The organism is Brevibacillus centrosporus, from assembly GCF_003710815.1.
Classification (GTDB): Bacteria; Bacillota; Bacilli; order Brevibacillales; family Brevibacillaceae; genus Brevibacillus; species Brevibacillus centrosporus.
The window spans coordinates 62,670-74,416 of the sequence record NZ_RHHP01000020.1 but is presented as its reverse complement, the minus strand read 5'-3'; the positions used below and the strand labels follow the sequence as shown (position 1 = coordinate 74,416).

At 50.6% G+C, this 11,747-nt stretch carries 14 protein-coding genes; 13 read left to right on the top strand and 1 reads right to left on the bottom strand.

The genetic code is table 11. The annotated features are described in order from the left end of the window. From spoIIIAG to EDM55_RS17395, 13 genes are all read left to right on the top strand, one after another. Window positions 1-467, top strand: a 467-nt coding sequence (spoIIIAG, locus tag EDM55_RS17455; RefSeq protein ID WP_122960908.1) for a stage III sporulation protein AG, incomplete at its 5' end; no start/stop codon positions are given. Between the two features lie 13 nt (window positions 468-480). Then, window positions 481-1,158: a SpoIIIAH-like family protein gene (locus EDM55_RS17450; RefSeq protein ID WP_122960907.1), complete on the top strand. Its 678-nt coding sequence runs from the start codon at window positions 481-483 to the stop codon at window positions 1,156-1,158. 218 nt (window positions 1,159-1,376) lie between these two features. Continuing rightward, window positions 1,377-1,886 (top strand): acetyl-CoA carboxylase biotin carboxyl carrier protein, encoded by a 510-nt coding sequence (accB, locus tag EDM55_RS17445; protein ID WP_246070815.1) that lies wholly within the window; start codon window positions 1,377-1,379, stop codon window positions 1,884-1,886. A 16-nt stretch (window positions 1,887-1,902) separates the two neighbouring features. Continuing rightward, entirely contained in the window at window positions 1,903-3,258 is a 1,356-nt protein-coding gene (accC, locus tag EDM55_RS17440) for an acetyl-CoA carboxylase biotin carboxylase subunit (protein WP_122960906.1), read from the top strand. A 67-nt stretch (window positions 3,259-3,325) separates the two neighbouring features. Then, a complete protein-coding gene (locus tag EDM55_RS17435; protein WP_092268129.1) occupies window positions 3,326-3,748 on the top strand; it encodes an Asp23/Gls24 family envelope stress response protein in 423 nt (140 codons plus the stop codon). Between the two features lie 118 nt (window positions 3,749-3,866). Further along, a complete protein-coding gene (amaP, locus tag EDM55_RS17430; RefSeq protein WP_174769252.1) occupies window positions 3,867-4,430 on the top strand; it encodes an alkaline shock response membrane anchor protein AmaP in 564 nt (187 codons plus the stop codon). A 12-nt stretch (window positions 4,431-4,442) separates the two neighbouring features. Then, window positions 4,443-4,655 (top strand): DUF2273 domain-containing protein, encoded by a 213-nt coding sequence (locus tag EDM55_RS17425; RefSeq protein WP_092268131.1) that lies wholly within the window; start codon window positions 4,443-4,445, stop codon window positions 4,653-4,655. A 67-nt stretch (window positions 4,656-4,722) separates the two neighbouring features. Continuing rightward, window positions 4,723-5,127, top strand: coding sequence for a transcription antitermination factor NusB (gene nusB / locus EDM55_RS17420; protein WP_092268132.1), 405 nt, complete (start codon window positions 4,723-4,725; stop codon window positions 5,125-5,127). A 20-nt stretch (window positions 5,128-5,147) separates the two neighbouring features. After that, the gene (locus EDM55_RS17415; RefSeq protein WP_122960905.1) at window positions 5,148-6,110 is read left to right on the top strand and encodes a tRNA (adenosine(37)-N6)-threonylcarbamoyltransferase complex transferase subunit TsaD; all 963 of its coding nucleotides are present in this window, start codon (window positions 5,148-5,150) and stop codon (window positions 6,108-6,110) included. 87 nt (window positions 6,111-6,197) lie between these two features. Beyond that, window positions 6,198-7,052, top strand: coding sequence for a bifunctional methylenetetrahydrofolate dehydrogenase/methenyltetrahydrofolate cyclohydrolase FolD (folD, locus tag EDM55_RS17410; RefSeq protein WP_092268134.1), 855 nt, complete (start codon window positions 6,198-6,200; stop codon window positions 7,050-7,052). 130 nt (window positions 7,053-7,182) lie between these two features. Next, complete coding sequence (xseA, locus tag EDM55_RS17405) at window positions 7,183-8,562, top strand: exodeoxyribonuclease VII large subunit (RefSeq protein ID WP_092268135.1); 1,380 nt, start codon at window positions 7,183-7,185, stop codon at window positions 8,560-8,562. Further along, window positions 8,531-8,785 (top strand): exodeoxyribonuclease VII small subunit, encoded by a 255-nt coding sequence (xseB, locus tag EDM55_RS17400; protein WP_092268136.1) that lies wholly within the window; start codon window positions 8,531-8,533, stop codon window positions 8,783-8,785. Before xseA ends, xseB begins: the two co-directional genes overlap by 32 nt. Continuing rightward, on the top strand, window positions 8,785-9,684 hold the full coding sequence (locus tag EDM55_RS17395; protein WP_122960904.1) for a polyprenyl synthetase family protein: 900 nt from the start codon (window positions 8,785-8,787) through the stop codon (window positions 9,682-9,684). The genes xseB and EDM55_RS17395 overlap by 1 nt, the downstream gene beginning before the upstream one ends. A gap of 126 nt (window positions 9,685-9,810) precedes the next feature. Here the strand turns inward: EDM55_RS17395 and EDM55_RS17390 are convergent, their stop codons facing one another. Continuing rightward, window positions 9,811-11,505, bottom strand: a complete 1,695-nt coding sequence (locus EDM55_RS17390) for a M3 family oligoendopeptidase (RefSeq protein WP_122960903.1) — start codon at window positions 11,503-11,505, stop codon at window positions 9,811-9,813. Window positions 11,506-11,747 lie beyond the last annotated feature (242 nt).

Here is an 11,747-nt window from a genome sequence, read left to right as displayed (position 1 = left end):
GTGGGGATGGGACTGGAGGCGATTCGGCAGCACCCGCAATCGGTGGATCACCTGCACCGGATATCATCGCTGAATATGAAAACAATTACGCAGCGCATCTTCGCGATATTTTGGCAAGCGTCGTGGGAGTCGGAGAAGTCGATGTCATGGTCAATCTGGAGTCCACTCCCGAACTAGTCATGGCAGAGAATCGCAACAACCGATCTTCGACCAACCAGGAAATGGACAAAGACAGGGCAACGCGCAATCAAAACGACCAAACAAAGGATTCCGAAGTCGTCATCGTACAGGGGGGCAAACAAGATTCGCCTGTCATTGTCAAGACGATGAAACCCCGTGTCAGAGGTGTCCTGGTAGTCGCGAAGGGCGCCGATAACATCCAGGTCAAGGCGTGGATCACCGAAGCTGTCCAAAAGGTTTTGGATGTTCCTGCCTACAAAATATCCATATTGCCCAAAAAAGGGTAGGAGGTAATGGCGAATGATTCTGCGCAAGCAAACGGTATGGTTGTTGACAATGCTGGCTGTTATGGTGGTGCTGTCCGGGTATTACCTGGTAAAAGGGCCGCAAGATCAAATGCCCACTTCCGGACAACAGCAGGCAGTAGACAAACAGGAGCAAATCTCTGGGGTCGTTGTTGAGTCCAAGCAAGTGGATCAGCCGCAGCAAGCTACACCTGTAAATGCGAAAAATGAGAACCCGGTAGCAACGAATCAGCCCGCTGACACGAAAGCACCTGTCGCTCAATCCACACCAGCTCCACAGCAAAACGTTGGCAATGCAGTCGTTCCTGTAGCCGAGACATCCAGCGAGATCTTCCAAGGCTACAAAATGAAGCGGGAAGCACAGCTTCAGCAGCAAAAGGATGAACAGCTGGCGATCATCGGCAGCTCAGATTCCTCCGCTCAAGCCGTAGCAGATGCACGCACCAAATACGAGCAGCTCTCCACGCAGGAAAGTGCGACGACAAACATTGAAGAAATGCTGAAAGCCAACGGGTATCAAGACGCGGTTGTCTTCGTCCAAAACGACAAAGTGACCGTCATTGTGCAAAAAGAGAAGCTGTCTGCAAACGAAGCGGTTGATATCATTGCGCAAGTGAAACAGCAGCTCAACGTGCCTGCGACAAACGTAACGGTTCAATTTAAAACAACGTAACATCCCCGCTCGCAGCGGATCCCGTGGATAAGTTTACCGTTATAAGGGAAGCGAGAGATGGGCATGATGGTAAGGATTTCCTCACTTCTTCGCAAACAGAAGGGGGGAAATCCTTTCTTGACGTGTTATGGGCAACAGGCTACCATTGATTTATGCTTCGCTCTTGATACATATATAGCCACCCAGGAACATCTAACGAAACGAAGGAGTGCTCATTCGTGTTGAAAATTCATGAAATCCGAGAAATTATTAAGCTGATTGATCAATCTTCCATTAATGAATTCAAGCTGGAGACAGAAGGCGCGAAAGTAACGCTGAAAAAGTCTACCGGTATGGAAACGGTAGTTGTATCTCAACCAGTCGCGGCAGCTCCTGTACAAGCTGCTCCTGTCGCAGTAGCTCCAGCTCTGCAAGCTGCGCCTGTGGCTGCACCTGCTGCAGAAGCTCCAAAAGCGGCTCCAGCAGTGGCAGCAGCAGACGATGCAAACCTGCACAAGATCGTATCTCCTATGGTAGGAACGTTCTATAGCTCTCCAGAGCCAGGCAAGCCTGCGTATGTACAAGCCGGCGACAAAGTAAACGCAAGCAAAGTGGTTTGCATCGTGGAAGCGATGAAACTGTTCAACGAAATCGAAGCAGAAGTCAACGGCGAGATCGTAAAGGTTCTGGTCGAGGATGGCCAACTGGTTGAATACGGACAGCCATTGTTTTTAGTGAAGCCAGAATAAGGTGGGGGAGAGCGGAATGTTTCAAAAAGTATTGATTGCCAATCGCGGAGAAATCGCAGTGCGGGTCATCCGCGCGTGCCGCGAGCTGGGCATTCGTACGGTCGCCGTCTACTCCGAAGCGGATCGTGAAGCGCTTCATGTAAAAATGGCCGACGAAGCCTACTGTATTGGTCCAAAAGCATCCAAGGACAGCTATTTGAACATAGCCAACATCATGAGCGTAGCGACCAAGGTGGGGGCAGATGCCATTCATCCAGGCTATGGATTTTTGGCGGAGAACGCTGACTTTGCAGAAATTTGCGCGGCATGCAATATTACGTTTATTGGACCAGATCCGGATGCCATCGTTAACATGGGGGATAAAGCTACCGCCAAAGATACGATGAAGGCAGCGGGGGTTCCTACTGTTCCAGGTACGGAAGGTCTGATTGAAGATGTTGCGGATGCCATCAAGACAGCGAACGAGATCGGCTATCCGGTGATGGTAAAAGCAACAGCAGGCGGCGGCGGACGCGGGATGCGCGTCGCAGTCGACGATGAGGATCTGGAGAAAGCCATTCGCCAGGCGCAAAACGAGGCCAAAACGGCATTCGGCAACCCGGGCGTTTATTTGGAAAAATTCGTAGAAGGTCCTCGTCACGTAGAAATTCAAGTGATGGCAGACAAGCATGGAAACGCGGTCTATTTGGGCGAGCGTGACTGCTCGATTCAGCGCCGTCACCAAAAATTGATTGAAGAAGCTCCATCGCCAGCCTTGAGCGAGAAACTGCGCAAGCAAATGGGAGAAGCCGCTGTCGCTGCTGCCAAAGCGGTATCCTACCACGGAGCAGGTACAGTAGAGTTTTTGTTGGACAAACATGGCAAATTCTACTTCATGGAAATGAATACCCGTATTCAGGTAGAGCATCCGGTAACAGAGCTGGTAACGGGCTTTGACCTCATTAAGGAACAGCTGACGGTAGCAGCAGGACAGCCATTGTCGTTTACCCAAGAGGACATTGTGCTGGATGGCTGGGCAATCGAATGCCGGATCAACGCGGAAAATCCTGTGAAAAACTTCATGCCATCTCCAGGACGCATTACCGAGTATTTGGCACCGGGTGGCTTTGGCGTGCGTGTGGATAGTGCGGCCTACGCCGGCTATTCCATTCCGCCTTACTACGATTCGATGATTGCGAAGCTGATCGTCTGGGGAAAAGATCGCAACGAAGCGATTGAGCGCATGAAGCGTGCACTGGGAGAGTTTGTTGTGGAAGGCATCACGACAACCATTCCTTTCCACCTCAAGGTTCTCGAGCATGAAGTCTTTGTGAGCGGTCATTTTGACACGAAATTCCTGGAGACGTACGAGCTGAACCTCGACGAGGAATAGGCGCTTATTTGTAAAAAAACAGAGCGCTTGGTATAATGGAATACAAATCCAAAGGGAGGTGCGAAGCGTGGAAGAATTTTCTCCAGATTTAGATAGAACAGAACTTGGGAAGGTCCAGATCGCTCCTGAAGTCTTGGAAGTGATCGCCGGCATGGCTGCGTCCGAAGTAGAAGGCGTAGCACAGATGAGCGGCGGTTTCGTTGGGGAAATAGCGGAACGATTAGGCCGTAAAAATATTGCTCGGGGAGTTCGGGTAGAAGTAGGCTCTCGTGAAGCAGCTGTGGATGTCTCGATTATTGTCAAATATGGACACCGCATCCCGGATGTCGCTCGAAATATTCAAGATAGTGTGCGCAATGCAATTGAGAGCATGACAGGGCTGTCAGTTGTGGAAGTAAATGTACATATCGTAGATGTAGAGCTGAAAGCGGAAGAAAAAGCGCCGGCAGCTGCAACTGCTGTGGTGGAAGATTACCAGCGCGTGCGCTAAGACAGGCAACGGATGGATGCCCCCTACTCACAGGGGGCATTTTCCTCATCAACCGCTGCACCATACTGCTACCCCGAACGTGCCATGTTTGACTGAGTGAAGCATGGTTGAAGGAGAGATGCATGTGAACTTGTTCGACCGGTTTATTTTGACGATCTACAGTTTTGCGCTGATTATACTTTCCTGCATTGCGATTGCAGCGACTAGTGGTTTGATTTCTCCGGATGTGTTTCGCCCTTACGTGGAGCAAATGCTCTCAGGGACGAATCTAGCCTATCTCATCGTCGCGATAATTTTCCTCGTTGTCAGCCTTCGTTTCTTTTTCAGCTCATTCCGTTCAAACAAGCCTAAAGTAGACCGCGGTATTCGTCAACGCAGCGATTTGGGTGAAGTCAACATTACCCTTCAAACCATCACAACGATTGCGGAGCGTGCTGCTCGTCGAGTAAAGGGCGTACGTGACATGAAGACCAGTGTCAAGGCATTGGAGAGCGGAAATATCATCACCCTGCGTGTATCGGTAGACGGAGAAACTCCTTTGCCTGATTTGACACAAAAGCTGCAGCAGGACGTCAAGGAACAGGTCGAAGGGATCGCGGGCGTCGTGATTTCGGAAGTGACGGTCGTCGTGACGGAAGTGGCTCAACAAGATAACTACGCGGCACGTAAACGGGTGGAATAGAAGGTGAGAGCCATGCTATGGGAGTTATTGTGGGAACACAAGGGGAAACTATTGGGGATCTTGGCTGGATTTATTTTCGGGATCATCTACCTTCTGGTGGGCTTTTGGGATACACTGGTGTTTGTTGTGTTTATCGGTACCGGTTATTACATCGGCCGAAAGCTGGATCATAAAGAAGACTTGCGGGAAATTTTGGATCGGATTTTGCCAGGCAAGTTTCGGTAACGGATGTTCGGGTGCTCCCGGTAAATCTGTCCGCTCCCGAACTCAAATTTAATAGTAGGTGAATGGAATGAAACGAAGAACAGCACGAGAAAAAGCAGTCCAATGTCTTTTCCAGATCGATATGGCGGAAGTTCCGGTAAAGGAAGCTGTAGCACTGGTTATGGAGGGTTCTGAAGAGAACGCCCAGTATCTGCGTTATCTGGTGGACGGTGTCTTAACGAATCAGGCTGCGATCGATAACGAGATCAAACAATACTTGCGCGGCTGGCAGCTGGATCGCATTGCCAACGTAGATCGCGCGATACTCCGTCTGGCTTTCTACGAGATTATGTTTGAAGCAGAGACTCCTGACAAGGTCGTCATGAACGAAGCGATTGAAATTGCTAAGCTGTTTAGTGATGAGCAATCCCATCGTTACATCAACGGTGTCTTGTCCAGCTTCCTGCATGCTCGTGAGACTGCGCAGGCGTAAATAGGGCAGGGGACCGGGGCATGACTAAGGTAATTTTGGGCATCGATACGAGCAATTACCGGACATCACTGTGCTTGGCTCAGGAAGACGGCCGGATTGTGGCAGAAGCGAAGCGCCTTCTGAAAGTGAAGGAAGGCAAACGCGGGCTGCAGCAATCTGAAGCCGTCTTTCAACATGTGATGAACTTGCCGGAATTAAGTGAACAAATGAAGTGGAACGAGTACGAGATCGAAGCTATCTGCGTCAGCGAAAAGCCGCGTCCAGTGGATCAATCCTACATGCCTGTATTCAAGGTGGGAGAGGGGCTGGGAAAATCACTGGCTACCTACCTGCGTGTACCATTGCATTTGACGACGCACCAGGAAGGGCACATCGCAGCAGGTGAATATACGGCTGAGAAACGTCCGGGTGAAAATCGCTTTTTGGCCGTCCATTTATCTGGCGGTACGAGCGAGCTGTTGGTTTGCGAACGCCATGAAGCCGGCTATGCGATTGAAAAGGTTGGCGGCACGATCGATTTGCATGCCGGGCAGCTCGTGGATCGGATTGGAGTGGCACTAGGAATGTCGTTTCCAGCAGGACCTCAGCTGGAGGAGCTTGCCAAAGGCGCATCCGGTGAGTTTCGCATCTCTTCTGCGGTAGATGGTTTTTCCTTCAGTTTTTCCGGTCCGGAGGCTTCGTTGCTGCGCGCGATCGAGGCAGGCCAAGCAGCTCCTGCTGATATTGCACGCGCGACTGAGCAGTGCATTGCCAATACACTGGAAAAAACCTTGCGCTATGCGATAGAACAAGGGCTACCGAAGGACATACTGATTGTAGGCGGAGTAGCTGCGAATCAATACATGCGCGAACGATTGATCAAGCGCTTGGAGCATCCGGCAGTCAAGGCTCGGCTGTATTTTTGTGACCCGGTTTACTCGGGTGACAACGCATACGGGGTAGCTATGCTGGGGTGGATGAAGCAAAAGACGAACATTACATAAGTTTGAACATTTTATGATTCGCCTTTACAGCTCGCTGTGAAATCGTTACACTACAGGTAACGACGTTATGAAGGAGGTTTTTTCTCCATGGCTGCAATTATTGTCCAAGGAAAAGAAGTCGCGCAAAGCATTCGCGCCGAACTGGCAAACGAAGTGGCGGAACTAAAAAAACAAGGCATCGTTCCAGGGTTGACCGTTGTATTGGTCGGTGATGACCCTGCTTCTCAATCGTATGTACGAGGCAAGTCGAAGGGCTGCGAGGAAGTTGGAATTGCATCAGAGCTGATTTTAAAGGATGCTTCCATTACAGAGGAAGAACTGCTTACCATTATTCAGCAATTGAACGAAAATCCGAACGTTAATGGGATCTTGGTTCAACTCCCTCTGCCGAAGCATATCTCCGAAACGGCCGTGATCGAAGCGATTCATCCGGATAAAGATGTGGACGGCTTTCATCCGATCAGTGTGGGAAACATGGTGCTGGGAAATGAAACGTTTCTCCCATGTACGCCGCATGGTATTATTGAACTGATCAAGCGCACAGGTACGGATATGAGCGGAAAGCATGCGGTTGTCATCGGTCGGAGCAACATCGTGGGTAAGCCCGTCTCGCTCTTGCTGCAGCAGGAAAATGCTACCGTGACCATGTGCCATTCCCTAACGCAAAACCTTGAGGAATTTACGAAAAAAGCGGATATCCTCGTCGTAGCGACAGGACGTGCGCACATGATCGGAAAAGAACACGTAAAACCAGGAGCTGTCGTGATCGATGTAGGTGTAAACCGCATTGAGACTGGCAAGCTGGTAGGTGACGTGAAGTTCGATGAAGTGAAGGAAGTCGCGAGCTATATTACGCCGGTACCTGGCGGCGTTGGACCGATGACCATCACCATGCTTTTGAAAAATACAGTGGCGGCGGCTCGCAAGCAAGCCAACCGATAAGTCACAGACAAGGGAAATGGGTAAAGGTACTTTATCCATTTCTTTTTTATACAGCAAGAATTTATAAGAGTCCGCACCTGAATCTTCTCGATGCAGCCGGCAAAAGAGGTTTTCTATCTAGGAGGAGCGCATGGCTATTCAAGATATTTTATCTGTCAGTGATCTGAACCGTTATATCAAAATGGTTTTGGAGAAAGACTCGCGGTTGCAGGATGTGTGGGTGAGAGGGGAAATATCCAATTTTACACATCATTCGAGCGGACATATGTATTTCACACTCAAGGACAAGCAGTCGCGAATAAAAGTCGTCATGTTTGCCAGCTACAACCGTTTTTTGCGCTTCTTACCCAAGGACGGGACCAAAGCGATCGTTCGTGGTTCGATATCCGCGTTTGAACGGGATGGCGCCTACCAGCTTTACGCCAAAGAGATGCAGCCGGACGGACTGGGATCTCTTTATTTGGCATTTGAACAGCTTAAGGAAAAGCTTGCGTCAGAAGGGCTGTTTGCCGCCGAAAGAAAACGGCAGCTTCCCCGTTTTCCAAAAAGAGTCGGAGTCGTGACTTCTCCGACAGGGGCAGCGATCCGCGATATTTGCACGACGATTCGCCGAAGGTACCCGCAGGCAGAGATTGTACTCGCTCCTGCAGTCGTACAGGGGGTGGAAGCACCGGCGTCCATTATTTCCGCGATACGTATTATCAATGCACAATCTGATATTGATGTGCTGATTGTAGGGCGTGGCGGTGGTTCAATCGAGGAGCTGTGGGCCTTTAACGACGAAAAGGTGGCGAGGGCGATCGCGGCTTCCGTCATCCCGGTCATCTCTGCAGTTGGTCATGAGACGGATATTACGATAGCTGATTTTGTAGCGGACGTGCGCGCAGCAACACCGACAGCCGCAGCTGAGCTCGCGGTACCGCACTATTTAGAATGGGTCGAGAGGGTCAAGCAATTTGACGCGAGAATCCAACGGGCGGTACTTACTCGTATTTCGGACCAGCGCAAGCGACTGAACCAGCTCGGCAATTCGTACGCGATGCGCCAGCCGCAGCGCCGATTGGAAGAGGCAGCCGAGCGCCTTGATCGCGCGCATTTGCGAATGAAGCAATCGATGAAGCATTTGCTTACCTTGCGTCGTGAGCGCTATGAACGCCTTGCTCAACAAATCAGGCGATACCGGTTGGCCGACCAGGTAGGGGAGCGCCGCAAGCAAGTTCTCACCGTCCGCGCCCGATTGGATGAGCGGATGCGCAGGAGGTTGACCGACCAGCAAATGGCCTTTTCTGCAAGAGTGGCCCAGCTGGACGCACTCAGCCCGCTCAAAGTCATGCAGCGAGGCTTTTCACTCGTCTATGCGGGAGGACAGATCGTCAAATCAGTCGAGCAATTTGCGAGTGGGGACGAGCTCGTGGTACGATTAAGTGATGGCAGCGCGACTGCACGCGTGGAACAGATTGATCGGGAGGAGAAGCAAAATGGCTCGAAAGAAAACGGAGCAAGAGACTGATCTGCAGTTTGAAGAAGCAATGAAGCGTCTGGAAGAAGTGGTAGCGCGCCTGGAAGAAGGGGATATCCCATTGGAGGAAGCGATTACGCTGTACCAGGAGGGGGTCACTCTTTCGCGGATATGCGGACAGAAGCTCGACGCGATCGAGGCAAAAATTACTCAGCTGGTCGAGGAAGACGGCATGCTGAAACAAAAAGCTTTTCGCGTGGAAGGGGAAGCATAATGGCTGTGGATACGTTTGATACTTACTTGGCCGAAAAGACAGCCTATATTGAGGAAAAGTTAATTCCAGCGCTCGAACAGGAAGGCGTCCCGCAAGCACTTTACGATTCGATGAAATACTCCTTGATGGCGGGAGGCAAACGACTGCGTCCGATGCTGGTCCTTGCTGTTCTGGAAGCGCTGGACAAGCCACTTGAGCGTGGAGTGCCATTCGCCGTTGCGTTGGAAATGATCCATACATACTCGTTGATCCACGATGATTTGCCTGCCATGGACGATGACGATTTGCGCCGCGGTAAGCCAACCAACCATAAGGTTTTTGGGGAGGCAACCGCCATTTTGGCTGGGGATGCCTTGCTGACGAGAGCGTTTTCTCTCATCGCGGAGTCGTACCGCAATCGCAAGGACGTTTCTGCTTTAACGACGGTCAATCTGATCGCGGAATTAGGCAAACGAGCGGGTGCAACTGGTATGGTCGGAGGGCAAATGGCCGATATCGAGGGAGAGACCAAGCAGCTTGAGCTCAAACAGCTTGAATTTATCCACGAGCACAAGACCGGTGATCTTTTGATCGCTGCCCTGCGTGGTGGCGGCTATTTAGCAGAAGCGACCGAGAAGCAGATGGAGCTGTTGACTCGTTATGGCTACTGCATCGGGCTTGCTTTTCAAATTCAGGACGATATCCTGAATGTCGAGGGCGACGCAAGCCAGCTTGGAAAAGCGGTCGGCAGCGATGCGGAACGCCAAAAAGCGACGTATCCAGGCATTCTTGGTCTCGCACAGTCCAAAGAACGCGTAGCAGCATTGATCACGGAAGCAAAAGCAGCTTTGTCAGATGCGGGTATAAAGCATTCTGCCTTGAGTCCCCTGGCAGATTATGTGCGCAATCGGACAAAGTAATGGCACGGTTTAAGAAAAGGCCAGTGTGTTTTTCGGAGTAATCCGGACGACGCACTGGTTCTTTTTGTACAGCGCTGCTGAAAAGAAAAATCCTCTCTGACAACCCAGAGAGGAGGGGAAACTGTTTTACAGTGCTTTATCGTTGACATTATCCAACCAGCTCTCGATATCGCCGATGACGGATTCAACGCATCCATCCGCGAATGGCGAGATCAGTTTTGCGACAGCGACGAGCTCTGTGAACGACTTGCTGCCGCCTACCCGGCACAATGTCAGATAATCCTGCCAAGCGACATCTGCATTTTCCTGAGCCCGCTTCCAGAATTGGAAGGCGCAGATCTGTGCGAGTGTGTAGTCGATATAGTAGAAAGGATCACGGTAAATATGGCTTTGCTGCTGCCAGAAGCCGCCTTCTTCCAGGAACTCATTTTCGTCGTAGTTACGATGCGGTAGATACTTTCGTTCGATTTGACGCCAGGTGCTTTTTCGCTCCGCAGGTGTCATTTCGGGTTTTTCATAGACCGCATGCTGGAACTCATCCACAGCGACCCCGTACGGAATAAAGGTCAAACCACTGCTCAGATGGGCGAACTTATATTTTTCGGTATCCTCTTTAAAAAACATCTCCATCCACGGCCAGGTCAAGAACTCCATGCTCATGGAATGAATTTCGCAGGCTTCGTAAGTAGGGAAGTGGTATTCAGGAACTTCAAAGCTGCGGCTTACGAACACCTGGAAGGCGTGCCCAGCTTCATGTGTCAGTACATCGATATCGCCAGAGGTTCCGTTGAAGTTGGCAAATATGTAAGGCAGCTCGTATTTGCTCATATACGTGCAGTAGCCTCCGGTTGCTTTTCCCTTTTTGCTGAGCAAGTCCAGACAGTCATTCTCGAGCATGAATTGGAAAAACACATCGGTTTCCTGGGAAAGCTCGGCATACATTTTCTTGCCGTTTTCCACGATCCACTCAGGAGAACCTTTTGGCGTAGGATTTCCTGTAGCAAAATCAAAGCTTAAATCGTAATACTTCATAACATCTACGCCGATGCGCTCCCGTTGGCGCTCGGCCAGCTTGGTAGCGACAGGAACGATATGCGCAAGAACCTGCTTGCGGAAGTTGGCAACCTGCTCGGCGTTGTAATCGGTGCGGTTCAGACGGGCGTAAGCAAGCTCGACAAAGCTGGAAAAACCGAGCTTTTTCGCGATTCTCGAGCGTACCTGGACCAGATCATCGTAGATTTGATCGAGCTCTTCCGCATGCTTTTGGAAGAAAGCGTACTTCGCTTCATTTGCTTTTTTGCGTGTAGCTCGATCGGTCGAGGTCTGATAGGGAATCAGCTGCGGGATCGTACGCTCTTCCCCTTCAAACTGAATTTTTGCGGAGGCGATGAGCGCGACATAGCGGCTGGTCAGCCTGTTTTCCTCCTGCAGATCAGTCACGACTTCAGGGGAAAAGGTACGGAGCGTAGTTTCGGCGATCCGGAATAGCTGCGCCCCCCATTTCCTCTCGAGATTGGCACGGAACGTGGAATGGACGATCGCATCGTAGTAACGGGAAACAAGACCTTGGTACACGGGACCGACTTCATCCCAATAGTCCTGCTCCTCCTTGTAAAAAGTATCCTCGGTGTTTATGGTATGGCGAATCTGGGCGACTTCACGGGCGGATTCGACTTCCTGGCGCAGCGAGATGAGCTGCCCCATTACCCGATCCTGCTCTTCAAAGCTTGAAGCTTGTGCAAATGCCTGCAGTAACTGGTCAAATTGCTGTTCTACCTGCTCCATATCGACCCGTTCATAAGCAATTTGGGTAAATTTCATGGAAGTACCACCTCTCTTCGATTTTGTTCGATCCACTTTATTTTAACGTGTAGAAAAATACAAGCGCAATGACTTATGAAATCGGTTGCACATCCTTTTTTGCCGCGTTGAATGACGGATGGAGGGCTGAGATGGGTAAAAGTTCTCTTGCTGGAAGTGGGACATCTTTCACTCGTATTCGCTGATATTGATGAAAAGTGGTGTTTTTGTATAGAAACCGTTATAATGAAGCGAGCGTAAAT

Bases quoted from the DNA above. Each gene is read 5' to 3' on its own strand.
- EDM55_RS17450 (WP_122960907.1), top strand. From the start codon at position 481: ATGATTCTGCGCAAGCAAACGGTATGGTTGTTGACAATGCTGGCTGTT.
- accC (WP_122960906.1), top strand. From the start codon at position 1,903: ATGTTTCAAAAAGTATTGATTGCCAATCGCGGAGAAATCGCAGTGCGG.
- amaP (WP_174769252.1), top strand. From the start codon at position 3,867: ATGCATGTGAACTTGTTCGACCGGTTTATTTTGACGATCTACAGTTTT.
- EDM55_RS17425 (WP_092268131.1), top strand. From the start codon at position 4,443: ATGCTATGGGAGTTATTGTGGGAACACAAGGGGAAACTATTGGGGATC.
- nusB (WP_092268132.1), top strand. From the start codon at position 4,723: ATGAAACGAAGAACAGCACGAGAAAAAGCAGTCCAATGTCTTTTCCAG.
- EDM55_RS17415 (WP_122960905.1), top strand. From the start codon at position 5,148: ATGACTAAGGTAATTTTGGGCATCGATACGAGCAATTACCGGACATCA.
- folD (WP_092268134.1), top strand. From the start codon at position 6,198: ATGGCTGCAATTATTGTCCAAGGAAAAGAAGTCGCGCAAAGCATTCGC.
- xseA (WP_092268135.1), top strand. From the start codon at position 7,183: ATGGCTATTCAAGATATTTTATCTGTCAGTGATCTGAACCGTTATATC.
- xseB (WP_092268136.1), top strand. From the start codon at position 8,531: ATGGCTCGAAAGAAAACGGAGCAAGAGACTGATCTGCAGTTTGAAGAA.
- EDM55_RS17395 (WP_122960904.1), top strand. From the start codon at position 8,785: ATGGCTGTGGATACGTTTGATACTTACTTGGCCGAAAAGACAGCCTAT.
- EDM55_RS17390 (WP_122960903.1), bottom strand. From the start codon at position 11,505: ATGAAATTTACCCAAATTGCTTATGAACGGGTCGATATGGAGCAGGTA.